This window comes from Knoellia tibetensis (assembly GCF_048606415.1).
GTDB lineage: Bacteria > Actinomycetota > Actinomycetes > Actinomycetales > Dermatophilaceae > Knoellia > Knoellia tibetensis.
Map to the genome: position 1 here is coordinate 1,445,275 of NZ_JBMBWF010000001.1, position 24,929 is coordinate 1,470,203.

Sequence of the window (24,929 nt, forward strand, 5' to 3'; positions counted from 1 at the left end):
TGGCTCGCTCAGTTGCGGGCCTTGCGCCAGCCGGCCGCCCGGGCCTCGTCCTCGGTGCAGAACCACCGCTCGCCCTTGCTCGCGGTGATGACCGTGTCGTCGTAGCTGCCGCCGCCCGGCACGTGGAAGATCTTCTCGCCCGACGAGGAGATGTTGCCCTTGATGACGCAGCTCGACGGCTTGGTCGTCGTGCCGGGCACCGCCGGCGCGACGACCGGGGCCGAGCACGCGGCGCTCCAGACGCCGACCTTCCTGGCCTGCGCGCGCTTCTGTGCGGCGAGGTAGTCGCCGCGGTGCTCGTAGGCGTTGCGGTAGGTGTACTCCTTGGCGAAGCCACCCTCGATGAGGACCTGCGCGGCGAGCCGGCCGTCCTCGGTGACGACGTGGCGCAGGAGTCGGCCGTAGCGGTCACGGTCGTCCTGGGTGGGGTCGGCCACGAGCCGGACCGACCGGCTCTGCACGAGGCTCTGCATCTTGCTCGACGCCTTCTGGGCCCAGCACTCGTCGCCCTTGAGCTCGGGTGCGTCGAGTCCGATGACCCGCACTCGCTCGGTCGACGCGCCGACCCTCACCTTGATCGTGTCGCCGTCGGTGACGCCGACGACCGGCACGAGCGCACCGGCGACCCGGCGGGTAGGTGCGGGGGCGGGGGCAACCTTCGGTGTGGCGGCCGGGGCCCGGGTGGCGACCGGGGCCGGCACCACCGCCGACGCGGTGGGCGCGGGGGTGGGCGCCGATGTCGGTGCTGCGACGACGGACGTCCCGGCGGCCCTCGTCGGGCTCGGGGTGACGACGGCGCGCGCCTCCCGGGGAGCCGACCCGCTCGACCCGGACCCCAGCGCGACACCGGTGACCGCGAGGACCGCTGTCGCGCCGAGCAGGCTCAGGACGACGCCGGCCACGCAGGCGACCACGACGACGAGCGTCCGCCCCGCCGCCGACCTCGTCGATCCCGTCGCACGCACCCGGGCAACCTAGTCGGAGGTGCGGCCCAGCCGTGGCCGAACCACGAGAAAGGGTGACCCCGCTGCCGACATCGAGCCGTGATCCAAGCCCCCTCCTCCGAGAACGGACGAGGTCGACGTCGGCTCAGCCGACGATGCGGGACTCGCGGTCGTAGTTCTTGCCGAGGAACTGCGGCACGAGCGCCCAGCGCAGGGCGAAGACCATGACGAGGAGCGTCGCGGCATACGGGAGCATCGAGACGAACTGGTGCGGGATGCCGACGCCGGTGACCTGGGCCCGCTGCGCGAGCACCTCCATCGCGGCGAAGAACGCCGACCCGGCGAGGATGTACTGCGGGCGCCAGCCACCGAAGAAGGCGAGCGCGATCGCGAGCCAGCCGCGCCCGGCGACGATGCCGTCGGCATACACGCCGGAGAAGACCATCGGCAGGTAGGCGCCACCGATCGCCATGAGGGCGGCACCGACCGTGCCGGCCCACATCCGGGTCCGGGCGACGTTGATGCCGAGCGAGTCCGCGGCCTTGGGGTTCTCACCGACGGAGCGCAGCCGCATGCCGGCGTCGGTGCGGTAGAGCCACCACCAGAGGAAGACCGACAGCGCGATCGCGACGAAGACCATGGCGTCCTGGCCGAGGACGAGCTCGGGCAGCGGCGCGATGCGCGGCGGCTCGTCGTTGCCGATGACGACGCGGTAGAGCAGCGACGCGGTGCCACCGGCGAGGAAGAACAGCGCGAGGCCGACGACGAACTGGTCGAGCCGCAGCGAGGTCGTCGCCCACGAGAGGACGAAGCCGACGAGAGCACCGGCGAGCGCGGCGACGATGATGCCGACGACGTTGCCACCCGCCTTGAGCGAGACGATGTAGCCGACCGCGGCACCGAGGAGCATGAGCCCCTCCTGCGCGACGTTGAAGATCCCGGCGCGACCGCTGAGCATCGTCCCCTGGGCGACGAAGAGGAACGGCACCATGGCGGTGATGGTCAGGGTGAGGAACTCACTCATGCCGCCGCTCCCTTCGTGAGCTGTGCGGCGCGTGCCGCCCGTGAGGCCCGAGCTCGCCGCCACCGTTCGGTCGCGACGTCGGACATGAGGAGGAAGAGCAGGATCAGGCCCTCGAGGATGAGGACGATCTCGGAGGGGGCACCCGACACGCGCTGCATCGAGCCCGCACCGACCTCGAGGACGGCGATGCCGAACGCGACGAACGGGACGGCGGTGAGCGAGCCGCGGGCGATGAGCCCGATGATGATGCCGAGCAGCAGGAAGTTGGACTGGATGCCCTCGAGCGTGCGCTGGTGGACACCGGCCACCTCGATCGCTCCGGCGAGACCGGCGAGCGCACCCGCGACGACCATCGAGGTCACCGCGACACGACCGGTGCGGATGCCGTGCAGCTTGGAGGCGCGCTCGTTGAGGCCGACGGCGCGCAGCTCGAACCCGGCCACGGACCGCTTCGCCATGACGGCGGCGACGACCGAGACGAGCAGGACGAGCAGGACGCCGGTGTGCATCGGCGGGCGGCCGATGCCGGGCAGGACCGCGCCCTCGCCGACGGGCAGGGTCACCGCGCCACCGGCGCCGGGGTCGGACCAGACGACGGAGGCGACGTAGTCGAGCACCTCGAACGACACGAAGTTGAGGAGCACCGTCGAGAGGATCTCGTTGATCTTGAACGACTCCATGAGCCAGGCCGAGATCGCCGACCAGACGGCTCCCGCGAGCGTGCCCGCGACGAGCACGAGCGGCAGCAGCACGACCAGAGGCAGGTCCGACATCGTGATGCCGACCGCCGCCGCACCGACGGTGCCGAGGATCATCTGGCCCTCGCCACCGATGTTGAACCGGCCGGCGCCGAGCGGGATCGCGAAGGCCAGCGCCAGCAGCGTGAGCGGTGCCCACTTGTGCAGCGTCTGCACCATGCCGGTCTGGTTGCGGAACGAGTTCGTCAGCACCGCGCGGAACGCCGCCACCGGGTCGTGACCGAGGGCCGCGATGAGCACGGCGACGACGACGAATGCGGCCAGGACGGCGACGGCATACGGGATGGCTGCGAAGGCGAGCGAACGCCCGCGCTGCGCCAGCGGCGGCGTGGCGGCGACGTCCGTCGTCTCCGGCGGGCTGGTGACGTCGGTGCTCATGCGCCGACTCCTGTCATGAGGCGACCGAGGTCGTAGGGGTTGGCCTCGCCGCGCGGGAACTCGCCGACGAGACGGCCCGAGTAGGCGACGGTGACGCGGTCGGCGAGCGCGAGCACCTCGTCGAGGTCCTCGGAGATGACGACGACGACGCACCCGTCGGCGGCGGCGCCGCGCACCCGGTCGTAGACGAACTGGGTCGAGCGGATGTCGAGGCCGCGGGTCGGGTTGTGCAGGAGGAGCAGCTTGGGGTGGTGCGCGAAGGCGCGGGCGAGGATGACGCGCTGGATGTTGCCGCCGGAGAGCTGGCCGCACGCGGTCGCGGCGCTCGGCGTCTTGACGCTGAACTCCTTGATCGCCTCGACCGCCTCGGCGCGCGCGGCGCGCCAGTTGATCATCCCGGCCTTCGCGCGGGTGCGGTGCGAGCCGAGGACGAGGTTCTCGGTGATGCCGGCGCCGGGGAGTATGCCGTCCCGCTGCCGGTCCTCGGGGACGTAGACGACCCCGCTGGAGAGCCACGTGGCGGTGGGGCGGCCGACGAGCTCGGCGCCGTCGACGGTGAGCGAGCCGGTGGCGGTCCGGGTGCCGGTGAGCGCCTCGGCGAGCTCGGTCTGACCGTTGCCGGCGACCCCGGCGATGCCGAGGATCTCGCCCGGCCGCAGCGAGAGCGTGACGTCGTCGACGAGCGGCTTGCCGCCCGGTCCGGCGACGGTGAGGCCGCGGACGGTGACCCTGGCAGGGGTTGGGGCCACCGGACCCGCGACGTCACCCCCGGGCTCGGCTCCGCTCGTGTCCCCACCCGCGACGGGGTGGGTGAGCGAGGCCTCGCCGAGGTCCTCCTCGCCGAGGGCGACCTGGGCCGCCTCGGCCAGCGCCGCGGCCTCGGCGTCGCTGCCGGCGACGTCGCCGATCATCGTCGCGGCGAGGTCGTCGGCGCTCGTGTCCGCCTTGTCGACGGTGGCGATCCAGCGGCCGTCGCGCATCACCGTCATCCGGTCGCAGACCTCCATGGTCTCGCGGATCTTGTGGGTGATGAGGACGACCGACATGCCCTCGTCGACGATGGCGCGCATCGAGCCGAAGAGGTCGTCGACCTCCTGCGGGGTGAGGTTGGTCGTGGGCTCGTCGAGGACGAGCACCTTGGCGCCGCGGTAGAGCGCCTTGAGGATCTCGACGCGTTGGCGCACGCCGACGGGCAGGTCGGCGACCCGTGCCGACGGGTCGACCGAGAGGCCGAACCGCTCGGACAGCTCGGTGATCCGCTGCGTCGCCGTCTGCGGCGACCCGTCGGCGGCGGTGAGGCCGGACGAGTCGGTGCCGAGGACGATGTTCTCGGCGACGGTGAAGACGTCGACCTGGAGGAAGTTCTGGTGCACCATGCCGATGCCGGCGGCGATCGCGTCCTTCGGGGACTGGATGTCGACGGCCTTCCCGTCGATCTCCACCGTCCCGGCGTCGGGCGCGTAGAGGCCGTAGAGGACGTTCATCAACGTCGTCTTGCCTGCGCCGTTGCCCCCGAGCAGGCCGTGGATCTCACGGTCGGCGACGGTGAAGTCGACGCCGTCGAGAGCCACGACCGGCCCGAACGTCTTGCGGATACCGGACATCTGGAGCAAGGGTCAGCCGATCTTCTCGGTGTTGAGCTCGACCTTGACGGCGCCCGACTTCACGTCGGACATCGCCTTCTCGACCGCGGCCTTGACGTCGGCGGGGACGGAGGTGGCGATCTTGATGGTCACGCCGGTGTCGAAGCCGAGGAGGTAGTTGCCCTTCTCCTCGCCGGCCTTGATCTTGCCGAGGACGTCGGCGAGCGGCTTGTCGAAGTCGTACTCGAGGCTGCCGGCGTAGTGCTCGCCCGCGGCCGCGGCCTTGTCGGTGTACTTCGCGGTCACCCAGCCGTCGCCGGCGGGGCGGCCCTCGAAGGCCTGGAAGGTGCCGGTGGAGCCGACGTTGAGCGAGCCGACGATGACATCCGCGCCCTGGCCGAGGAGCTGGGTGGAGAACTGCTGCGCCTTGGCGGCGTCGTTGAAGTCACCGGTCCAGACGGGCTTGACCTTGGTGCTCGCGCCGGTGTCCTTGATCGCCTGCTCCATTGCGTGGACCTCGGCCATCGAGAACGGGAGCGAGAGGCCGCCGACGTAGCCGACCGTGCCGGTCTTGCTCAGCTTCGAGGCGAAGACGCCCATGCCGTAGAAGCCGAGGTGGAACTGGCGGTCGATCGTCCAGACGTTGGCCGGCTGGTCCTTGGGGACGCCGTCGTACTCGGCGATGAAGTTGACGTCGGGGTTGTTCTTGGCGACCTTCGCGGTGGCGTCGTAGAACTGCGAGCCGTGGGTCCAGACGACCGTGGCGCCGTCGCCGACGGCCTCGGTGAGGCGGGCCTCGACGTCGGGCACGGCGACCTTCTCGCTGAAGGAGATCTCGGCACCCGCGGACTCGGCCGCCTTGAGCGCCTTGAGGCCGACCGCGTTGTAGTCGGCGTCGTTGGTGGGGCCGGAGAAGATCGCAGCGATGACCTGCTTCTCGCCGCCACCGTCGCCGCCACCGTCACCGGCGGCGTCGTCCTCGGAGCCGCCGCAGCCGGCGAGCACGAGGGCGGAGATCGAGGCGAACGCGAGGGTCGTGGCGGCGCGGCGCGTCAGCCCACGCGGCGCGGAGGAGGTGCGGAGGGTCGGGCGCATGCGAGTCATGACGGGTCCTTCGTTGGACGGGCCGACCTCCCGGGGGCGGAGTCGGTTCCTCGGTGTGGCACGAAGTCTGCTGTCGTCCGACCGGGCGCTCATTGGCAGCACCTGCCAACGCCGCCCCGCGCGGTTGTCAGTGTCGACCGAACCGGGCCGTCAATGTTGCCGGCACGTCACACGGCCGTTTCTGCTAAGGCGAGGCTGCGCGGGATGGTCGGCCGTCTGGGGGTCGCGCGGGCGGGGGGCGACGTCACGGACCCTGGCTCTCGGGAGCGAGACCCGAGCCGGAGGGGAAGGCGTGAGGACGGCATACGGAGGGTTGGTTGTGCGTTCAACGAGTGTGAAGGTGTGGGACTCGATCGTCGTCGGCGCGGGGCAGGGTGGCCTGTCCGCGTCGCACTTCCTCACCCGGCGCGGGGTGGAGCACCTCGTCCTCGACGCCAACCCAGCGCCCGGTGGCGCCTGGCAGCACCGGTGGGACTCGCTGACGATGGACGACGTCCACGGTGTCGCCGACCTTCCCGGCGAGGCGGCGCCCGCGCGTTCGCAGGAGCGCGCGAACGTCGCGGTGCCGAGCTGGTTCGCCGACTACGAGCGGCTGCACGAGGTGCCCGTCGTCCGGCCGGTCGAGGTCGAGACCGTGACGAGCGAGACGACCGACGACGGTGAGCTGCTCGTCGTCCACGGCTCGCTCGACGGGCGGCAACGCACCTGGCGGACCCGCACGCTCGTCAACGCGACCGGCACGTGGACCCGGCCGAACTGGCCGGCCTACCCCGGCGCCGACGACTTCGCCGGCAAGCAGTTCCACACGGCGACCTACCCCGGGCTCGACCACCTGCGCGGCAGGCGCATCGTCGTCGTGGGAGCCGGGGCGTCGGCGGTGCAGTTCCTCGGCGAGCTCGCGCCTGTCGCCGACGTCGTGTGGGTGACGCGGCGGCCACCCGTCTGGCGGACCGAGGAGTTCGGACCGCGCACCGGGCTCGAGGTCGTCACCGAGGTCGAGCGGCGCGTCGTCGCCGGGCTGTCACCCACGAGCGTGGTCGGGGCGACCGGCCTCATGCTGCGCGAGCAGGAGCAGGAGGCCGCGCGGCTCGGGGCCTATGACGACCCGCGGCCGATGTTCGAGCGACTCGTCGAGCACGGGGTGCAGTGGGCCGACGGCACGGTCGAGCCCGCCGACGTCGTCCTCTGGGCGACCGGCTTCCGCTCCGCGGTCGACCACCTCGAGCCGCTCGGGTTGCGCGGCCCGCAGGGGGGCATCCCGCTCGAGCGCGTGCCCGGCAACGTCCAGGGCGCGACGACGGCCGCGCGTGACCGCCGCGTCCACCTCGTCGGCTACGGCCCCTCGGCGAGCACGATCGGCGCCAGCCGCGCCGCGCGCCAGGCCGCGCTCGAGGTCTCCCGCCAGGTGCGCGTCACGCCACCGGGCCCGGCGCCTGGGCGTACCGAACGGGAGGAATTGGCGAGTTAGGCACCGACGCGGACGGTGCCGGGTCGCAGCACCCGCGCGCCCACGCCGAAGAGCAGGCGCCCGTCGGCGGCACGCAGGTGGGGCAGCAGCCGCACATCGGTGCGCTCGCCCGTGACCGGGTCGAGGTCGACCACGGCACACCGCTCCAGCGGCACGGTCACCTCGACGACCGCCTCACCGAGCCGCAGTCGCGTCCCCGGCGGCGGGTCGTCGTCGAGGTCGAGCGTCACGGTCGCCCGGAAGCGGGCATCGAGGGGTGAGGACACGGCATACCCGTCCGCGCGCAGCGCCTCCTCGAGGCGACGGAGCGCGCCCGTGGTGACCACGGAGACCGGGTCGGCATAGACGACATCGCCCCGGTCGGCGCGGGCGAGCGCGACGTCGCGCCCGAGAGCCTCCGAGAAGATGTCGTGAAGTGTGGTGTCCTGCAACCGGATCCGAGCGCCTCGTCCCCAGTAGTCGAAGGCCCGTATGCCGTGCACGGCGTCTCGCGTCGCGGCTTCCGTCGTGCGCCCGTCGGCTGTCGTGACGGCGAGGCGAGGCTCCTCGGCGCTCCCGACGTCACGAACCGTGAGGCGCAGCAGTGCAGGGTTCTCGACGGTGCGCAGGACGCGCACCGCAGCCCTGTCGACGAGGCACCAGGTGCGGTCGCCGACAGGGCCGTGGCGGTCGAGGACGACGTCGTCCCGGTCGAGGTGGCGGGTGCCCTTGACGAGCGCGAGCCCCAGCCGGGAGACGTGGGCGATCACTCGGAGAGGCTGGCCTCGAGACTGATCGGCACGGCCTTGAGCGCCTGGCTCACCGGGCAGTTCGCCTTGGCGTCCTCGGCAGCGGCCTGGAAGTCCTCGGCCGACATGCCGGGGACCGAGCCGACGACCTTGAGCGCGATCTCGGTGATGCCGGTACCGGGCACGAAGGTCACGGCCGCCGTGGTGTCGAGGGTCGTGGGCGGGGTGCCGGCCTTGGCGAGGCCGTTGGAGAAGGCCATGTTGAAGCAGGACGAGTGGGCCGCGGCGATGAGCTCCTCGGGGCTGGTCTTGCCGTTCGCCTCCTCGGCGCGCGAGGGCCAGCTGACGTCGAAGGTGCCGACGCCGGAGGACTCGAGGGTGACCTGGCCGCTCCCGGTGAAGAGCTCGCCCTCCCAGTGGTTGGTGGCCGTGCGGATGGTTCCTGCCATGTGCGTCTCCTCAGTCGAAGGGGGCTGTGCTCCTCCACCCTGTCGTGCGCCCGACGAGGGCACAAGGCCGGGGTCCCGCGAGCGCACTCGGGGGCGCCTCAGACGCGTCCGCGCACCGTCCACGCCACCGCTTCGATGGTGAACGGGCCGGACGACGGGAAGCCCGACCGGCACTCCTCGCGCAGGGCCTCACGGCCGCGCTCATCGAGCGACGCGACGTAGTCACCCGCGAGACCGACGCCGAGCGTGAAGGGCTCCCACCACTCGTCGAAGTCGGGGTGCGTCACGGCGACGGTGAGCTCGGCGCTCTCGACGTCGAGCAGCCCGGCCTCCGTGGCGAGCTCGGCCAGATGTCCCTCGCGCGCCCCGGCGAGACGGGACTCGTCGGCGGCGAGCGGGTCGGTGCGGCGCACCGCGTCCCACAGCGGGTCGAGCGGCGAGCGGTGGCCGCCGAGGTCCCACGTGCAGGCGGCGACGACGCCGCCTCGGCGGGTGACGCGTGCCATCTCTCCGAGACCGGTCACGGGGTCCTGCATGAAGTGGACGACGAGCTGGGCCAGCGCGCGGTCGAAGCCGCCGTCGTCGAAGGGCAGCTGCTCGGCCGGGGCACGGTGCACCTCGAGGCCGGGAAGGCGAGCCCGCACCGACTCCACGAACGGCGCCGACGGGTCGACGGCCGCGACGTGGGTCACGCCGACCCGGTCGACGAGCTCGGCGGTGAGGGCGCCCGGTCCGCAGCCGACGTCGAGCACGCGGTCGCCCCGGTGGACACCCGCCCACTCGGCGAAGACCGGCCCGAGCGGCTCGGAGTAGCGCCCCATGAACCGCCCGTATGCCTCAGCCGCGACGTCGAAGGCCATGGTCGCGACGCTACTCGCGACGACCGCGTCCGGCTGCCGGTTCGCCATTGCGGTCAGTGTCGGCTGATGTATACATTTGAAGCACTTGCACACAAACCACAAGGAGTATGCCGTGACGTCCCGCCCCTGCTTCCACCTCGCCATCCCCGTCGACGACGTGGCCGCCGCCCGCGAGTTCTACGGCGGGGTGCTCGGCCTCTCCGAGGGCCGCAGCGCCGAGCAGTGGATCGACTGGAACTTCTACGGCCACCAGGTCGTGACCCACGAGGTCGCGGTCCACCCCGGCCCGGCCGGGCACAACCACGTCGACTCGCACGAGGTGCCGGTGCCGCACTTCGGGGCCGTGCTCTCCATCGAGGACTTCCACGACCTCTCGTCGAAGATGAAGGCGGCCGGCGCGACGTTCGTCATCGAGCCCTACCTCCGCTTCGAGGGCCAGCCCGGCGAGCAGTGGACGATGTTCTTCCTCGACCCGTCGGGCAACGCGATGGAGTTCAAGGCCTTCGCCGACGAGTCGCAGATCTTCGCGAAGTAGGGTCGGCGCCCGTGACCTCGACCAAGGCCGAGCGGGTGCGCCGGGCAGTGCTCGCCGACATCGTCTCGGGAGCCCTCCCTCCGGGGACCCCTCTGGACGAGGTCACCCTCGCTGCCCAGCACGAGGTCTCGCGCACCCCGGTGCGCGAGGCCCTGCGCCGGCTCCAGAGCGACGGCCTGCTCGAGGTGGGGCCGCGCCGGCGGCTGCTCGTCGTCGACGTCTCGCCCGAGCACCGGCGCGAGGTGACGACGCTGCGGGTGGCGCTCGAGGGTGCCGCCGCCGCAGCCGGCTGCGAGCGCCGTGACGAGTACGACCTCGACCGGCTCGACCTGCTCCTCCTCAAGCAGGGCCGGGCCGCGGAGTCCGGCGACGCCGAGGTCTTCCTGCGGCTCGACGAGGAGTTCCATCTCGCTCTCGCCGGTGCCGCGCGGATGCCGACGTTGTCGCGGATGCTCGGCCAGCTCGGTGCCTTCGTGCGGCTCGGGCGTCTCGGCGAGGAGACGGGTACGGCGCACATGAAGGCCCTCGTGACCGAGCACGCCGAGCTCGTCGAGCTGCTCCGCGCCCGTCGCGCGAGCCGCCTGCGCACCGCGCTGGCCACGCACATCGAGCGGACGACACCCCGCGGCTGACCCTGCCGCGGGCCCTCCCGCCGGCCGCGCTCGAGTGGCGGCATCCGTTGCCCGCACCTAGCGTCGAACGGACAGACACCGTCGTCTCGACCTTCAGGAGAACCCGATGCCCGCGCACACCCCTGCCCCCCGACCGAACCGCTCGATCGACCGACGCGCCCTCCTCGGCGGGCTCACCGCGGCAGGACTCGCAGCGGCAGGTGCGTCACCGGCATACGCGAACCCTCGTGGGAGCGGACCGGTCGGTGACGAGAGGCGCGGCACGGCACGGCTCGCCGCGGCGTGCGTGACCGAGACGTCGCTGCCCTACCAGAGCTCGGTCAACTCGGCCGCCCTCTACTACGAGCCGACGAACGCGGCGGCGAGCTTCCGCTTCGACTCGACGATGCACTCGCGGCTGCGGGTGTGGCAGACGTTCTGGGACGCGAACACGCCCTACCCGGTGATGACCTCGATCGACAGCTACGGCGCCTACGTCAACCGCAACGACGGGTGCGTCTCGATGCACAACTACGGCCGGGCGTTCGACATCGCGAGCGCCTGGACAGGCGGCACGCGGCACTTCACCGCGCGCTACGACATCTGGAAGGCCTGGACCGGCACCGAGCTCACCAACGTCCGGGTGCAGTACTGGGCGGCGGCCGCGAGCCTGCACATGCACTTCGCGCACACGCTGACCTACCTCTACAACACGGCGCACCACAACCACTTCCACGTCGACAACGCCGTCTCCGGCTCGGGGCTGTCGTCGCTGAGCAGGTCGGGCACGCAGACGTGGTCGGTCCAGGCGATGCTCAACTACGTGTGGGGCAAGGGCACGGGCATCGACGGCGTCTGGGGCGCACAGACCACGCAGCACTCCGACGAGGTGCTTGCCCGCATCGGCAAGGGTGGCTCGCTCACGTCGTCGCAGTCGCACTGGCACGCCTTCCTCACCGCGACGACCCGCAAGGGCACGGGCATGCAGGCCTACTGAGGGCAGCGACCAAGGGCCCCCGGCAGCGGCACAGGAGCGGACGCTACGTTCTGCGCCCATGGACCTCCGCGAGATCACGACCCGCCTCGCGGCCGCGCCCGTCGGTGTGCCCGCGGGTGCGATCGCCACTGCGGGCATCGCCGCGCTCGTCGTCGTCCTCGTGCCGACGGTGTGGCTGCGGCTGCGGATCGTCATCACCCTCGTCCACGAGCTCGGCCACGCCGTCGTCGGCGTTTTGTCGGGGCGCCGGTTCACCGGCTTCGTCGTCCGCGGCGACATGTCGGGGCACGCCGTGACCGTCGGCCCTCCGCGCGGCGTCGGCCGCATCGCCACGACGTGGGCGGGCTACCCGATGCCCGCGCTCGTCGGCCTCCTCATGCTGTGGGCCGCGACGAGCGGGTATGCCGGCCTGCTCCTCTTCTCGTTCCTGGTCCTCCTCGCGCTCGTCCTCGTCTTCGTGCGCTCGGCCGGGACATTGGTCACCGTGCTCGGGACCGGGGCCGCGGTCGGCGCGCTGTGGTGGTGGCGCAACGACGAGGTGCAGGTGCTCGCCGTCGTCGCGACGTCGTTCGTCCTGCTCGTCGGCGCGTGGCGCCACGTCGGCGTGCTCGCCGGGGCAGGCCGGCGCGACCCGGGAAGTGACGCGGCCGTGCTCGGGCGACTCACCGGCATACCGGCGCCTGCGTGGCTCGTGACGTTCGCCGCGGTTCTGGCGGCAGCGACCTGGGGTGCCGCCCGCCTCGTGCTCGACCTGACCTAGCCGTCCACGCGGCTCAGCTGAGGAGGGCGCGAACCTCCTTCTCGATGCCCTCCTGACGCTTCATCGGGTCGCGGCCGGTCGACTTCGGGACGGTGATCGTGTGGCCGTTGTCGTAGAGGTCGAGGACCCTCGGGTCGACGTAGGAGTTCTTGGCGATCGTGGGGGTGTTGCCGAGGTAGTCGGCGACCTGCGCGACGGCCTCCTTGACGGCCCGCTTGCGCGACGCCTGGGTGTCGCCCGGCTCGGGGGAGGCGGCAAGCGCCGCGGCGGCGTGGACAGTCGCATGCCAGGTACGGAAGTCCTTGGCGGTCACCTCCGCGTCGAAGATCTCGTGGAGGTAGGCGTTGACGTCCGAGGCCTCGAGGTCGCGCCACCCGGCGTCGGTCCGGTAGGCCAGCACGCGCTGGGACGTCGAGCGGCGGCGGCGCATCTCGCCGATGGCCGTGGCGACGTCCTCGTCGCGGATCGTCACCTGCTGGTCGACGCCGCTCTTGCCCTGGAACTCGAAGCGGAGGCCTTCGCCGACCTTGCGGACGTGCTGGCGCTCGAGAGTCGTGAGCCCGAAGGAGCCGTTGGCGTCGGTGTAGACGTCGTTGCCGATGCGGAAGTAGCCGAGGTCGAGCAGGCGCACGGCGACAGCGGCAGCCCGCTCCAACGGCATACCCTTCCTGCGCAGGTCGCGACCCACTCGGCGTCGGGCGGCCGGGAAGTGGGCCGCGGCCTCGAGGATGCGGTCGAACTTGATCTCGTCACGCTTGGCGCGCCACTCGGGGTGGTAAAGGTACTGACGTCGTCCGGCGTCGTCGGTGCCGACCGCCTGGAGGTGGCCGTTGGCGACCGGGCAGATCCACACGTCCTCCCACGCGGGCGGGATGGCGAGGGAGCGGATGCGCTCGACCTCGTCCGCCGGGAGGCGCTTGCCCGAGTCGTCGAGGTAGGTGAAGCCCTTGCCCGCGCGGCGGCGCGTCCAGCCGCGATCCGAGGGCGAGGTGGTGCGCAGTCGCGTCATGCGGGTCATCGTCGCAGGTCAGCGCGGCGAATTGGGGGCTCAGTCGCGGCGGGCTGCTCCGGTGATCGACGGACCCCGGCGGTCGCGCTCTGGCCGGTCGAGTGCGAGGTGCGCGGCTACCAGTCGTGGCCGGATGTGAGGAGGGCGGTCTCCAGCTCGAAGCGCTGGTTGCGCGACAGGGTCCCATGCCCCTCGGGCACCGGCACGTCGACGCTGCGGCAGTAGTCGCGCAGCGCGAGGTCGTAGGCGAGGGTGCTCGCGGCGAGGCGCTCGGCCTTGCTCGGCTGGTTGCCGTCCTCGACATGCTGCAGGTGCTGAGCGAGCCTCGCCAGCTCGAGGCCGAGCAGAACCGGTGCGATGGGCTCCTCGGGCCGACGGTCGCGACGGGCGACGACGATCGGGAGCAGGGCACCGAGCAACGCCATCGCGACCACTCCGAGGGTCTTGGCCATCTTGCTCACCTCGGGTCCAGTGTGCTCCGCGCCGACCGCGGTCCACAACACCTGCAACCACTCTGACCTCGGCCGATGCCAAACAGGCTCGGCGCTCAGGCAGCCGGGTGGTGCAGGCGGTCGAACTCGTCCGCCACGTCCTCGTCGAAGACCCACGCGTCGTCCCACGGGTCGCGGCCACCGGTGTCGAGCGCCCGCCGTCGCCGCTCGGCATCACGTCGTCGGTCGGCTCGTCGACGCTCTTGGGATCGCCGCAGGGCATCGAGCCGGTGCGGCAGGGCGAGGTCATAGCTCCCGGGCGAGATGTCCCAGGTGACGGAGCGACCGTCCTCGTCGGGCGGATGGACAGTCGCGATGAGCCGTCGATCGTGGACGTGGGTGTGGTGTCGCTGGCAGAGGAGGGCGGCGTTGCCGAGGTCCGACCTGCCGCCGTCGACCCAATGCACGAGGTGGTGCGCACGCACCCACGCAGCCGGTGCATCACACCCGGGCCACGTGCACCCGCCGTCGCGATGGGTGAGCGCGCGCCGCTGCCCACGGGTGAAGAGCCTCGCGGCGCGGCCGACGTCGAGCACCTCACCGTGGGCACCGAGGACGACGGGGATGACGTCCGCGTCGCAGGCGAGGCGCCGCACGGTGCCGGCCGAGAGGAGGGTGCCTGCCGCACGCGATCCGAGGACGACACCGCATCCCGGGACGCCAGCCCTCCCGGACTCGCCGCCGCTCGCGTCGAGCTCGGCACTGCCCGCGCCCGCCGACTGGCTCAGCGCCCGCCGGAGGTCCTCGAGGGACATCGTCACGTGCAGCGCGGTCGGCGCCCCAGCGGGGCCGCGGTCGTCGCCCTCAGCCCCGACGTGACGACGACAGATCTCGACGAGCGCCTCGGCTCGCCGTTGGCCGGCGCCTCGAGGGTCGAACACCCCGGTCTCGGGGTCGGGCTGCGGCCGCGACAGGGGACCCAGCGCGGCTTCGAGGACGGCGGACTGCTCGGGCGTGAGAGCAAGGTCGTATCCGGAGACATCACCGTCCTGCACCTGCGGGCTCGACAGGTGCGCCGCCTTGCGGAGCCGCCCCTGGTCGCGGTCGAGCTCGTCGGGAAATCCGTACATCGCGAGCAACCGTGCCCGCACTCGCTTGGCCTCGTGGGCACCGAAGCGCACACCGTGGTCGAGGATGGCCGTCGCCACGGTCGGTACCGCCTCGGGCTCCAGCCGGTCGTGCAGGCGCGCCACCTCGGTGAGCGCTGCCGTTGCCAGTGCCACGCCGACCTCGCCGGTCACGACCCGGGCCCAGACGACACCTTCGGCGCGCTCGGGGTCGGCGTAGGCGCCCGCCGACGGACCTGCCGTCGACCACGCACCGGCTGGGGTGCAGTGCGCCACCTCTGTCGCGAAGGCCGCGAGCTGCCCGGCTCCTGCCTGACGCGTTGACGGTGCGTGCTCCCGAACCCACTCGTGGGCGGAGCCCAGACCACGTCGGGCCGAGACAAACTCACCGCGGTGCGCGGCCTCGGTCGTCACGAGGACCTGCGTCGCGGACGCCTTCGACTTCACCGCGTCGGCCAGGCCCATCGCCCGCGCCAGCTCGTCGCCGCTGAGGCGGGGCAGGACTGCACACACTCGCGCGAGGGCGGCCCGAGCAGCCTCGAGCGCCTCCAGGGCGGCTGAGCCTTCGGTCGCGCCGTCTCGCGCACTGCCTCCTGACGGCACCCCGGGCAGCTGGCCGCCGGCGGGCATGGCGTCGAGGGCTGGGTTGGCATCCCTCATGCCATCCCAGCCCTCTCCACCGCCCCCCGCGTTCATACTCCATGCTCTCGAACATCTGTTCGATTGTCAAGTCGAAGAGCTGGAGAAGGGTGCTGAGTTCGCTTGTGCCACAGGAGGATCGACACGGGATCCGTGCGGCCTCAGTCGCGAAGGCCCACCCTAGACCGTGACACGGTCATTCGGGTCCGGAGCGGTCACCCTCTTCACCGAACCGCAGAAGGCCGACCTTGCCGGAGAAGGCGCCGAGGTCGCTCTTGACCCCGACCTCGGCGGGCCAGAGGAGCGGGAGGTCGACCGCCCCCAGTGGCCCGGGGTCCCGGTCGGCCGAGACGATCAGGGCGCGAGGTCGACGACGGTCTCGCGCCGCCCGCGCCGCGCGAGGTAGCCGTGCCAGAGCAGCCGCGCCGCCGTCGACCGGTGCGGCCGCCACTGCTCCCCGAGCTCCTCGAGGTCGACGCCAACGGGCACCTCGTCGAGGCCCAGCCGTTCGGCGACGGCAAGCTGGAGCGCCCGGTCACCGATCGGCCACACGTCGGGCCGGTCGAGGCACGCGAGGAGGTAGGCCTCGGCCGTCCAGCGCCCGATGCCGGGCAGGGCCGTGAGCGCAGCCGCCACCTCGTCGTCGTCCAGCGCTTTCAGCTCCTCGAGGTCAAGCTCCCCCGACTCCACGGCCGTCGCCAGCGCCCTCAGGTAGCGGTCCTTCTGGCGTGAGACACCGTCCGCGCGCAGTTCCTCACTCGTCGTCGCGAGCACCGCCGCCGGGGTCATCGCCCCTGTGCGAGAACGGATCCGGGCATAGGCAGCAGCGGCCGAAGCCAGAGAGACCTGCTGCTCGAGGATGAGGAGGACGAGGCTCGGGAAGCCCGGCGGCCGTGACCAGCGCTCGGGCATCCCGTGGTCCTCGAGCTCGGCCGCGAGCGAGGGGTGCAGCGCCGCCACCTCGTGGACGTGGGCCTCCCACGCGCGCCGCGCCACGCCCTCCAGGTCACTCGCATCGTCGCCACCAGCTCCACCCACGTTGTCGCCACCGGCGCCAGCCACAGCCCGGACGTCAGCGTCACCCACGCGGCCAACGTCGACGCCCGCCTCACCGTCACCGGCACTACCCGCGTCAGGGGGTGAGCCCCGTCGCGGACGCGACCCACTGCCACATCCGCCGGCGATCGTCCGACGTCGGCGACTTGCGCCCGAAGAAGGTCGTCGACCGCTCCCGCCGGTCCATCCACAACCCTCCCCCACGCGGGCGGGGAGCAGCCGCAACGAGCCACGTCGACGTGTCGGCGCCCTCGTCGGCGTCGCGCAGGATCGGCCCCATGACCTTGTCGAAGGTCGGAAGCGACTCCGTCACGCCCGGCGTCGCGGCCCAACCCGGATGCATGACGTAGACCGCCACCCCGGCTGCCGCCCAGCGCACCGTGAGCACCGGCAGCAGCTCGACCTGGGTGCGCTTGCTCCGCGCATAGGCCGTCGGCGGTGCGTAGTCGCCGCGCTCGTAGTCGGGGTCGTCGACGGGCAGCGCCTGCGCATACATGCCACCCGACGTCACGAGCACGACCCGCGCGTCGTGCCCCTCGAGCTTCGGGAGCAGGAGGTCGGTGAGCAGCACCGGACCGAGGACATGGATCGACATCGAGAGCTCGTGGCCCTGCGGCGACTCGGTGCGTTCGGGCGGCATGGCCCCGGCGTTGTGGACGATGGCATCGATCGGGGGCGCGTCCGCGAGCATCGCCTCGGCACAGGCACGCACGCTGTCGAGGTCCCCGAGATCGCACACCCACGTCGTCGACGGTCCGCGCAGCGAGGCAGCCACCCCGGCGGCCTTGTCGGCGTTGCGGACGACGAGGTGCACGTGCGCCCCGAGGTCGCTCAGCTGGTGCGCCGTGGCGGTGCCGAGCCCGGACGTCGCACCGGTCACGACGACGTGCTTGCCCACGAGCGCACCCGGGCGCGGGTCGGCCGGCCACGACGGGAGGCGACGGCGCACGGCATACCCGATCTTCGAGAATCCGGGCACGACGGTGCGGTCGAGCGCGGTGTCGAGGACCCCGGACAGCGCTCCCAGCACCATCAGCTGGCCGCGTCGAGGAGGGCACGGCACGCGTCGGCGCAGGCGCGACAAGCCTCGGCGCAGATGCGGCAGTGGTCGTGGTGGTCGGCGTGCCGGGCGCACTCCTCGGCGCACTCGGTGCAGACCGCGACGCACGCCTCGACCACGGCACGCCAGGAGTCGCCGTTGGGGCCCGGGCGCGACAGGATGTCGGCGGTCGCCCGGCAGATCGCGGCGCACTGGTTGTCGAGGTCGATGCACCGGGTCATCGACCCGGCGTCGTCGCCGTGGAGGCACGCGTCGGAGCACGTCGCGCACGTGCTGGCACACGCGTTGGCGGCGTCGATCGCGGCCCGCAGCAGTTCGAGGTCGAAGGTGTCCGTCTTCGGGTGGGTGCTGAGGATCTCGTCCATCTCTCGACCCTAGGCGCGTTCTGTGGTCGCCGACGGCCCGGTCGTCGCCCTCCGCAGTCCTTCTCGTATGCCGTCCCTCTCCAGCGAGCCGTCGGCGGCCAGGACGGGCCACGCGAGGTAGCTGCCCACCAGGGCGAGGTCGTGCCACGGGTCGCCGCCGACGACCACCGCGGCCAGCCCGAGCCCGCCGACGAGGGCCGCACCGAGCATCGCGAGGCGAGCGGCCGGCACACGACGAGCTGCGAGCAGGGTGATCACGCAGCCCGCTGTGAGGCAGACGAAGCCGAGCAGGAAGGGCAGGAACGCCCAGTCGGCCGGCTCCCCCGACGTGGCCACGGCTGCGGCGTAACCCAGAGCGAAGACGAGCTGAAGGAGGCAGCCGGCGGCGAGCAGCCGTAACCCCCAGCTCGACAGGGGCCGGACGGCGCGGGCGACGGTGAGGAGGAGGCCCCAGCCGACGAGCTGGCTGACGGCGAAGACGAGCTCCGCCGACACAGTGTCGAAGGATGCAGGGGAGACGGCCTGGGCCGTCACCGGCACGGCCAGCACAAGGGCTCCGGCGACGGCGCGGGGGAGAAGGTTCATGACGTGCTCCTGAGGTGTTGTGGGCTGGTCCCTCGACGCTAGGAACAGCCGGTATGCCGGGTCGTCACCCGAGCGACCGACCTCGCGGGTCTGCCGGAAGGCAGACGTCGAGCGGGGGAGGCGGTCGTACGCTCGGTGCATGAGCAGCAGCGCCGTGGCCGGCGCGCCGGCTGCGCCGCGGCGCGTGGTGCAGCGGCGGTGGGGCCCCGCCGTGCTCTCCACCCTCGCGGGCGTGCTCTTCGTCTGGAGCGTCGCCACGGTCTGGGCGGCCGACACCGGCTTCGACGGAGGACCCGCTGCGGAGACGCTCGTCGCCGCGCTGATGACCCTGCCGCTGGCCGTCGCCACGCGCTGGCCGCTGCCCGCGGCGCTGCTCGTCTGCACGGGAGCGGGCCTCGACTACTGGCTCGGCGGAGGGCTGGGGCAGGCGTGGTTCGCGATGCTCGTCGCGGTCTTCGTGGTGGGCGAGCGCGCGGGCGTCCTGGCGCGGGCCATCGCCATGGTCGTGGTCGCGGGACTCGCGCTCGCCGTCGACCTGCCACGGCTGCGCGCCGGCGCGCCACTCGACGAGGTGCTGCCGGGGTGGTTCGTCATCGCCGCCGTCTACGGGCTCGGGCGGTGGGTGGCGAGCCGCCGGGCCGACCAGGCGCGCCTGCACGAGCGTGCGCTCGCGGCGGAGTCGGACAGGGACGAGGCGACCCGCGCCGCCCTGGCTCACGAGCGCGCCCTCATCGCCCGCGAGCTGCACGACCTCGTGGGCCACAGCCTGTCGGTCATGGTGCTGCAGGCGCAGGGCGGGCAGCGCGTCGTGCACGCGGACCCCGACGCGGCAGCTGCGGCGCTGGAGACGATCGAAGGGCTCGGGCGCGAGGGCATGTCGGAGCTGCGGCGGCTGCTCGGGATCATGGCGCCGGAGGCAGGCGACGCGGGCCGGCAGGAGGACGCCGCGGGAGTTCCGAGCATCGCCGGTCTGGGGGTCCTCGTCGACCGGGTGCGGGCTGCGGGCCTGCCGGTCGAGCTGTCGGTCGAGCTGTCCGCTGAGCCCTCCGCCGAGGGGGCGGCCCGTGACGGTGCCGTGAGCGCGGACCCAGCCGGCGGAGGCGACGTCCGCACGGGCCCGCTGCCCGCGGCACTCGAGCTCACGGCATACCGGATCGTCCAGGAGGCACTGACCAACTCGCTCCGGCACGCCGGGCCCGCGACCGCCCGGGTGCGTGTGGCGCGACAGCCGGACGCCCTCGAGGTCTCGGTGGCCGACACCGGGTCCGGCGCCGCCGCGCCGTCGCGCTTCGGTGGGCGCGGGCTCATCGGGATGCGTGAGCGCGTGGCCCTCTTCGGCGGGACGCTGACGGCGGGCGGGCGGGCCGGCGGCGGCTTCGAGGTCGTCGCACGCCTCCCGCTGGAGCACTCGTGAGCATCCGCGTCGTGCTGGTCGACGACGAGCCCCTCGTGCGCGGAGGTCTCCGGCTCATCCTCGGGACGGAGGACGGCATCGACGTCGTCGGTGAGGCCGGGAACGGACGGGACGCCCTCGACGTCGTCGGCGGGGCCGCGCCAGACGTCGTGCTCCTCGACGTGCGGATGCCCGTGCTCGACGGGCTGGGCGCGCTGCGTGCCCTCGTCGAGAGTGGGGCGGAAGCGCGGGTGGTCGTCCTCACGACGTTCGACACCGACGAGAACGTCCGCACCGCGCTCGCGGAGGGCGCGAGCGGCTTCGTCCTCAAGGACGCGCCCGCCGAGCAGCTCGTGGCGGCCATCCGTGCCGCGGCGGCGGGCGACGCCGTACTCTCCCCGGCGGTGGCACGAAGGCTGGGTGCCGAGCTCGCGTCGGCTCGACGGCCGGCGGTCCCGGACACGGTCGACGCGCTCACGCCCAGGGAACGGGAGGTCCTGCTCCTCATGGCCGAGGGCGCGTCGAACGCGGAGATTGCGGGCCGGCTCTTCATCGGCGAAGGCACCGTGAAGACGCACGTGGCACGGGTCCTCGACAAGCTCGGGGTGCGTGACCGCCTCCAGGCCGTCGTCGTCGCCTACCGCACCGGCATCGCCCTGCACGACGGCCGGCAGCAGGCGCGGTGACGGCACATCCCCTTACGGCGGTCGCATGTCGACCCCGCCGCCCCACCCTTGAGGATGGGCGCGAACAGGGGGACGCTGGGGTATGGGCGTCGTCGAGTTCGAGCTGGCACGGGTCGTGCACGCGCCGATCGGTGACGTCTTCGACCGGCTCGCCGACATCGAGGGGCACTCGGAGTGGATGCCGAAGCGCGGCAGCATCCACCGCACGTCGGAGCAGACCTCGCCCGGGCCGGTCGGCGTCGGCACGACCTACGTCGACCACACCTCGGTCGGGTCCACGCCCGGTGACGTGGTGGAGTTCGAGCGGCCGACGCGCATCGTCTACCACTGGTGGGACCGGTCCCGAGGCGGGCGGCTCAAGGCCGAGGGCTGGCCCGGCTACCGGCTCGAGGCCAAGGGCGACCACACGACGATCGTCCACCACCACGCCCGCCTCGAGACCCACGGTCTGCACCACCTCGCCACGCCCGTCTATGCGCTGCTCGCGCGGCGCGAGCGCACCGCGACCGTCGAGGCGCTCCAGGCGTCCTTCCACGCCCACGACTAGCTCGCCTCCCCTGCGCGTATGCCGTCCTTCTCCGTATGCCGGCCGCTCACGTGTGCCGGCCACTCACGTGTGCCGGCCGCTCACGTGTGCCGGGTGGTCCAGGAGGCGGCCGCGCACCGTCGGACGGGCCTCGGGAAGGTGGGCGCGGGTCCCACGCTCTGCGTGGGCCGGCATACGGGTGGGTGGGTCGGCAACTACGCTCGGGAGACATGACACAGACGCCTCTGGAACTGGGGCTCGACACGTTCGGTGACATCGCGCTCGGCCCGGACGGGCAACCGCTGCCGGCCGCCGTCGTCATCCGCGAGGTGCTCGCCGAGGGGCAGCTCGCGGACTCGCTCGGTCTCGACTTCTTCGGGGTGGGCGAGCACCACCGGCCCGACTACGCGATCTCCGCGCCGGACACCCTCCTGGCCGGGCTGGCCACGACGACCCAAAAGATTCGACTCGGCACGTCGGTGACCGTGCTGTCGTCGGACGACCCGATCCGGGTGTTCCAGCGGTTCTCGACGGTCGACGCGCTCTCCGGCGGGCGGGCCGAGATCTGCGTCGGGCGCGGGTCGTTCATCGAGTCGTTCCCGCTCTTCGGGCTGTCGCTCGACAACTACGAGGTGCTCTTCGCCGAGAAGCTCGACCTGCTCGCGAAGGTGTTGCAGGAGAAGGCTTTCGACTGGGCGGGCACCATCCGGCCCAAGGTCTCGACGAGCGGCCCGGTCATGCCGCCGACCGAGTCCGGGCACCTGCGCACGTGGGTCGGTGTGGGCGGGACGCCGGCGTCGGTCGTGCGGGCGGCGCAGTACGGCATGCCCATCGTCATCGCCATCATCGGCGGCTCGTCGGCGTCGTTCGCGCCGCTCGCCGACCTCTACCGCCGCGCCTGCGAGGAGCTCGGCCGGTCCGGGCTGCCGATCGGGGTGCACTCGCCCGGGCACGTCGCCGAGACCGACGAGCAGGCGGTCGAGGAGTACCTGCCGCACTTCATCGAGCAGATGCGCAAGCTCGGCCGCGAGCGCGGGTGGGCACCGATGAGCGAGGAGGCGGCGCTGGCGCAGGTCGGGCCCGAGGGCGCGGCCTACTGCGGCTCGCCCGAGACCGTCGCGCAGAAGATCGCGGCTACGTGCCGGGTGCTCGGGGCGTCGCGGTTCCAGTTCAAGTACTCCAACGGGCGGCTGCCCCACGACCTGCGGATGTCGTCGATCCGGCTCTTCGGCGAGCAGGTCGCGCCGCGGGTGCGCGAGCTCCTGGCCGAGGGTGCGGATGACTGACCCGGCTCCTGCCGGTCTCGAGGTCATGGAGCACTGCCGGCTGCTGCTGCGCGGCGTCGCGGTCCTGCACTCTCGCGGCTACGGCTTGACCCGGATCGTCGCCGGGATGGCACCGTCGGGGATGTACTGGCGGCTCACGGTCGTCTCCGCTCGTGACCTCGACCCGCGCGATCCCTTGGGTCGCACGGTCCGCACCGGTGCCGAACCCATCTGGTGGACGTCGGGCCAGAGCCCGGAGTTCGGGGGCGCCGGGATGACGTCGCGGACCACGCCCGAGGAGGTTGCGGACGTCGTACTCCGCACCCTCGGTGAGGCGGCGCTCCGAGGCGACGACCCGGCATACACGCGTTGGTATGCCGGCCTGCTCGTCGAGTGCGAACGCGCCGAGACCGTGCCGGTCGCCTTCTCGGACTCGTGGGAGCCGCACGGATGGCAGGTCGGGTTCGGCGGGCCTGGCCACGAGCCGCCGCCACCGCCTTTGTCGGGCTGAAGAGCTGAAGAGCTGAAGGGAGGGTGCCGGGCTGCGCCGGTCAGGGACGCAGCTCGAGGACGATCTCGCCGTCCTCGTCGGTCTCCCCGGTCGGTGTGAACCCGAGGTCGGCGTAGAGGCGGGCCGCGGCGACGTTGTCGGGGTGATGGGTCAGCCGGGTGACCCAGTGTCCGGGCTGCTCGCGGAGCCAGGCGATGAGGGCCTCCATGGCAGCCCTGCCGAGGCCGCGGCCCTGCGCCGACCGGTCGATGATGACGCCACCGATCCAGTGCGAGCCGTCGTCGTCGAGCCCCCACATGACGTGGCCCACGACGGTGTCGCCCTCGTGGATGCCGAGCGACGTCCACGGCCCGCCCTTCTCGTTCGTCAGCATGTAGCGCGCCGCCATCGGGTAGACGAACGCGCGCTGCGCGTCCGTCGGCACGACGTCGGCGACCGCACGCCAGTCCTCGCCGATCGGCCGCAGGGTCACGGTGGGGTGGCGCCGCGGTCGGCCACCCACCCCGTACTGCTCGGTCGGCTCGGTCGGCGTGACGGGGACGGGCTCGATGCCGGCGTGCTCGAGGCGGAGGTGCTCGATCTGCACGGCGTGGGCGTCGGCGTCCGGGTCTGGAAGGCCGACGAACTCGGCGACCCAGCCACCCATGACCCTGTATGCCGTGCTGGTCCGGCCCCGTTCGTCGCGAACCTCGACGTGGAGGTCGCGTTCTGGGGCGTCACGCTGCGTGTCCGTGACCGGGTCCACCCACCTGACGGCCCACCTGACGAACTCCGGGTCGAACGAGACACCGTCCTCCAGGACGAGCGCTGGCCCTGTCGGCTCCGGTGACGACTCCTGCGGCGATGGGTCCTGCTGCGAGGGGTTGCGCGGCTCGAGGCCCGAAAGCGTCTCGGCGCCGGCGACCGGCCTGCCCTCGAAGATCACGCGGAAGGTGAAGTTCCGGTAGGGGTCCTGGCGTCGCGCCGCAGCCGTCTCGGTCATACGACGGCTGCCTCGGTCGCGGGCGTGTCGGGCGGCATGTCGGGCGGGGCATCGGCGAGCGACTTCGCGGAGCTTCCGCCCTGAGCGCACCGTCCGGACATGATCACGACGCTACTCGCGTGACGGTGTCCGGCCGGCCGGTTGGCGGGAACTCCCAGGACTCCGGACCCTCAGCTGGCGCGAGGTCTTGGCCGCGGAGGGGAGCCTCGCGTCTCAGGCTCGCGTCACCCAGCGAGGAAGTCCGAGACGGCCGCGGCGACCAGCCGACCGTGGGTGAGAGGCACCATGTGTGCTCCGGCGGGCAGGGTGACCGCGCGGCTACCCGCGCCGCCGAGAGCGGCAACCCGTTCGGCCCAGTCGGCCGGGCAGATCGCATCGTGGCGCCCTCGCACGACGAGCGTGGGGACGGCGGCGCGAGCCAGTGGCTCGGAGATGTCGTCGTGCCGAACCGACTCCATGGCCCGGACCATGACAGGGAGGGTCGTGCGCGAGTACTGCCGCACGAGCAACGGCACCTGGCGCGGGGTCTCGTGCACGGCCGTCGCCAGCCACCGGGCGACGAGCCGGCGCCACGTCGCCGCGCGCGGGTCCGTCGTCGGGCCGACCAGGACCAGCGCTGCGATCCGGTCCGGCGCTGCGGCCGCGACCCATGCAGCGACCTGGCAGCTGGCGGAGTGACCGAGCAGCACCGCCTTCCGGTCGTTTGCCTCGAGCTCGGCGACGACACGGGTCGCGACGGCCGCGGGCGAGAGGTTCTCTGTCCGGGGCGCCGGCTTCCCGAACCCTGGCAGGGTGCGCACGCTGCCCCCGAGGTGGTCGAGCGTGGGCCGCCACGCCTCCGGCCCCAGACCCAGCCCGGGGAAGGCCATGAGCGTCAGGGGTTCCGGCACAGGAGTCACGCTAACGCGCGCGCCAGCCGAGTGACGCCGACCCGGGGGCCCAGGGGAGCTTCGGCGCCCGGATGCGAAGACGCGAGGGGCCGCGGGTGGTGGGCGGACGGCATACGAGATCGACGGTGACGAGCGCCCACAGGAGCGGCACAGGCGAGGCACAGTGCCGGCACGACGGCGGAACCCACAGTGGAGGCACCACCCC

General features: G+C 72.5%; 27 protein-coding genes. 10 read left to right on the forward strand and 17 right to left on the reverse strand.

The window, feature by feature from the left end; all coding sequences use genetic code 11:
* Positions 1-8: 8 nt before the first annotated feature.
* The 5 genes from ACOJV7_RS06895 to ACOJV7_RS06915 form a co-directional block, all read right to left on the reverse strand.
* Positions 9-965, reverse strand: coding sequence for a thermonuclease family protein (locus tag ACOJV7_RS06895; RefSeq protein ID WP_420189392.1), 957 nt, complete (start codon positions 963-965; stop codon positions 9-11).
* Positions 966-1,089: 124 nt separating this feature from the next.
* Positions 1,090-1,968, reverse strand: a complete 879-nt coding sequence (locus tag ACOJV7_RS06900; RefSeq protein WP_420189393.1) for an ABC transporter permease — start codon at positions 1,966-1,968, stop codon at positions 1,090-1,092.
* A complete protein-coding gene (locus ACOJV7_RS06905) occupies positions 1,965-3,104 on the reverse strand; it encodes an ABC transporter permease (RefSeq protein ID WP_420189394.1) in 1,140 nt (379 codons plus the stop codon). Before ACOJV7_RS06905 ends, ACOJV7_RS06900 begins: the two co-directional genes overlap by 4 nt.
* The gene (locus ACOJV7_RS06910) at positions 3,101-4,708 is read right to left on the reverse strand and encodes an ABC transporter ATP-binding protein (RefSeq protein WP_420189395.1); all 1,608 of its coding nucleotides are present in this window, start codon (positions 4,706-4,708) and stop codon (positions 3,101-3,103) included. Before ACOJV7_RS06910 ends, ACOJV7_RS06905 begins: the two co-directional genes overlap by 4 nt.
* A gap of 12 nt (positions 4,709-4,720) precedes the next feature.
* A complete protein-coding gene (locus ACOJV7_RS06915) occupies positions 4,721-5,791 on the reverse strand; it encodes a BMP family protein (protein ID WP_420189396.1) in 1,071 nt (356 codons plus the stop codon).
* A gap of 319 nt (positions 5,792-6,110) precedes the next feature.
* Here ACOJV7_RS06915 and ACOJV7_RS06920 point away from each other — a divergent pair, with 319 nt between their 5' ends.
* Entirely contained in the window at positions 6,111-7,259 is a 1,149-nt protein-coding gene (locus tag ACOJV7_RS06920; protein ID WP_420189397.1) for an FAD-dependent oxidoreductase, read from the forward strand.
* Here ACOJV7_RS06920 and ACOJV7_RS06925 read toward each other — a convergent pair.
* The 3 genes from ACOJV7_RS06925 to ACOJV7_RS06935 form a co-directional block, all read right to left on the reverse strand.
* Positions 7,256-8,008, reverse strand: a complete 753-nt coding sequence (locus ACOJV7_RS06925; RefSeq protein ID WP_420189398.1) for an MOSC domain-containing protein — start codon at positions 8,006-8,008, stop codon at positions 7,256-7,258. The two genes, ACOJV7_RS06920 and ACOJV7_RS06925, sit on opposite strands and share 4 nt — an antisense overlap.
* Positions 8,005-8,436, reverse strand: coding sequence for an OsmC family protein (locus tag ACOJV7_RS06930; RefSeq protein ID WP_420189399.1), 432 nt, complete (start codon positions 8,434-8,436; stop codon positions 8,005-8,007). Before ACOJV7_RS06930 ends, ACOJV7_RS06925 begins: the two co-directional genes overlap by 4 nt.
* A gap of 98 nt (positions 8,437-8,534) precedes the next feature.
* Complete coding sequence (locus ACOJV7_RS06935; protein ID WP_420189400.1) at positions 8,535-9,296, reverse strand: class I SAM-dependent methyltransferase; 762 nt, start codon at positions 9,294-9,296, stop codon at positions 8,535-8,537.
* Between the two features lie 112 nt (positions 9,297-9,408).
* On the opposite strand from ACOJV7_RS06935, the gene ACOJV7_RS06940 reads away from it, so the two are divergent.
* From ACOJV7_RS06940 to ACOJV7_RS06955, 4 genes are all read left to right on the forward strand, one after another.
* On the forward strand, positions 9,409-9,831 hold the full coding sequence (locus ACOJV7_RS06940) for a VOC family protein (protein WP_420189401.1): 423 nt from the start codon (positions 9,409-9,411) through the stop codon (positions 9,829-9,831).
* Positions 9,832-9,842: 11 nt separating this feature from the next.
* A complete protein-coding gene (locus tag ACOJV7_RS06945; protein WP_420189402.1) occupies positions 9,843-10,463 on the forward strand; it encodes a GntR family transcriptional regulator in 621 nt (206 codons plus the stop codon).
* Between the two features lie 106 nt (positions 10,464-10,569).
* On the forward strand, positions 10,570-11,439 hold the full coding sequence (locus ACOJV7_RS06950) for an extensin family protein (RefSeq protein WP_420189403.1): 870 nt from the start codon (positions 10,570-10,572) through the stop codon (positions 11,437-11,439).
* Between the two features lie 58 nt (positions 11,440-11,497).
* Positions 11,498-12,199: a M50 family metallopeptidase gene (locus ACOJV7_RS06955; protein WP_420189404.1), complete on the forward strand. Its 702-nt coding sequence runs from the start codon at positions 11,498-11,500 to the stop codon at positions 12,197-12,199.
* 13 nt (positions 12,200-12,212) lie between these two features.
* Here ACOJV7_RS06955 and ACOJV7_RS06960 read toward each other — a convergent pair whose 3' ends face one another.
* From ACOJV7_RS06960 to ACOJV7_RS06990, 7 genes are all read right to left on the reverse strand, one after another.
* On the reverse strand, positions 12,213-13,208 hold the full coding sequence (locus ACOJV7_RS06960) for a DNA topoisomerase IB (RefSeq protein WP_420189405.1): 996 nt from the start codon (positions 13,206-13,208) through the stop codon (positions 12,213-12,215).
* Between the two features lie 116 nt (positions 13,209-13,324).
* On the reverse strand, positions 13,325-13,660 hold the full coding sequence (locus ACOJV7_RS06965) for a hypothetical protein (protein ID WP_420189406.1): 336 nt from the start codon (positions 13,658-13,660) through the stop codon (positions 13,325-13,327).
* 95 nt (positions 13,661-13,755) lie between these two features.
* Positions 13,756-15,426: an HNH endonuclease signature motif containing protein gene (locus ACOJV7_RS06970; RefSeq protein WP_420189407.1), complete on the reverse strand. Its 1,671-nt coding sequence runs from the start codon at positions 15,424-15,426 to the stop codon at positions 13,756-13,758.
* A gap of 333 nt (positions 15,427-15,759) precedes the next feature.
* Complete coding sequence (locus tag ACOJV7_RS06975) at positions 15,760-16,491, reverse strand: DNA-3-methyladenine glycosylase family protein (RefSeq protein WP_420189408.1); 732 nt, start codon at positions 16,489-16,491, stop codon at positions 15,760-15,762.
* 46 nt (positions 16,492-16,537) lie between these two features.
* Positions 16,538-17,494, reverse strand: coding sequence for an SDR family NAD(P)-dependent oxidoreductase (locus ACOJV7_RS06980; protein WP_420189409.1), 957 nt, complete (start codon positions 17,492-17,494; stop codon positions 16,538-16,540).
* Positions 17,494-17,886, reverse strand: a complete 393-nt coding sequence (locus ACOJV7_RS06985) for a four-helix bundle copper-binding protein (protein ID WP_420189410.1) — start codon at positions 17,884-17,886, stop codon at positions 17,494-17,496. The genes ACOJV7_RS06980 and ACOJV7_RS06985 overlap by 1 nt, the downstream gene beginning before the upstream one ends.
* A 9-nt stretch (positions 17,887-17,895) precedes the next feature.
* Positions 17,896-18,471, reverse strand: coding sequence for a hypothetical protein (locus ACOJV7_RS06990; RefSeq protein ID WP_420189411.1), 576 nt, complete (start codon positions 18,469-18,471; stop codon positions 17,896-17,898).
* A 139-nt stretch (positions 18,472-18,610) separates the two neighbouring features.
* Here ACOJV7_RS06990 and ACOJV7_RS06995 point away from each other — a divergent pair, with 139 nt between their 5' ends.
* The 5 genes from ACOJV7_RS06995 to ACOJV7_RS07015 all read left to right on the forward strand — a co-directional run bounded on the left by ACOJV7_RS06995 (position 18,611) and on the right by ACOJV7_RS07015 (position 22,852).
* Positions 18,611-19,885 carry a sensor histidine kinase gene (locus tag ACOJV7_RS06995; RefSeq protein WP_420189412.1) on the forward strand — a complete coding sequence of 425 codons (1,275 nt, stop codon included), beginning with the start codon at positions 18,611-18,613 and terminating at the stop codon, positions 19,883-19,885.
* Positions 19,882-20,550 (forward strand): response regulator, encoded by a 669-nt coding sequence (locus tag ACOJV7_RS07000; RefSeq protein ID WP_420189413.1) that lies wholly within the window; start codon positions 19,882-19,884, stop codon positions 20,548-20,550. Before ACOJV7_RS06995 ends, ACOJV7_RS07000 begins: the two co-directional genes overlap by 4 nt.
* Positions 20,551-20,632: 82 nt before the next feature.
* On the forward strand, positions 20,633-21,097 hold the full coding sequence (locus tag ACOJV7_RS07005) for an SRPBCC family protein (RefSeq protein ID WP_420189414.1): 465 nt from the start codon (positions 20,633-20,635) through the stop codon (positions 21,095-21,097).
* 209 nt (positions 21,098-21,306) lie between these two features.
* Positions 21,307-22,362: an LLM class flavin-dependent oxidoreductase gene (locus ACOJV7_RS07010; protein WP_420189415.1), complete on the forward strand. Its 1,056-nt coding sequence runs from the start codon at positions 21,307-21,309 to the stop codon at positions 22,360-22,362.
* Entirely contained in the window at positions 22,355-22,852 is a 498-nt protein-coding gene (locus ACOJV7_RS07015; RefSeq protein ID WP_420189416.1) for a hypothetical protein, read from the forward strand. The genes ACOJV7_RS07010 and ACOJV7_RS07015 overlap by 8 nt, the downstream gene beginning before the upstream one ends.
* Before the next feature lie 40 nt (positions 22,853-22,892).
* Here the strand turns inward: ACOJV7_RS07015 and ACOJV7_RS07020 are convergent, their stop codons facing one another.
* Positions 22,893-23,834 (reverse strand): GNAT family N-acetyltransferase, encoded by a 942-nt coding sequence (locus ACOJV7_RS07020; RefSeq protein ID WP_420189417.1) that lies wholly within the window; start codon positions 23,832-23,834, stop codon positions 22,893-22,895.
* Between the two features lie 224 nt (positions 23,835-24,058).
* On the reverse strand, positions 24,059-24,724 hold the full coding sequence (locus tag ACOJV7_RS07025; protein WP_420189418.1) for an alpha/beta fold hydrolase: 666 nt from the start codon (positions 24,722-24,724) through the stop codon (positions 24,059-24,061).
* Positions 24,725-24,929 lie beyond the last annotated feature (205 nt).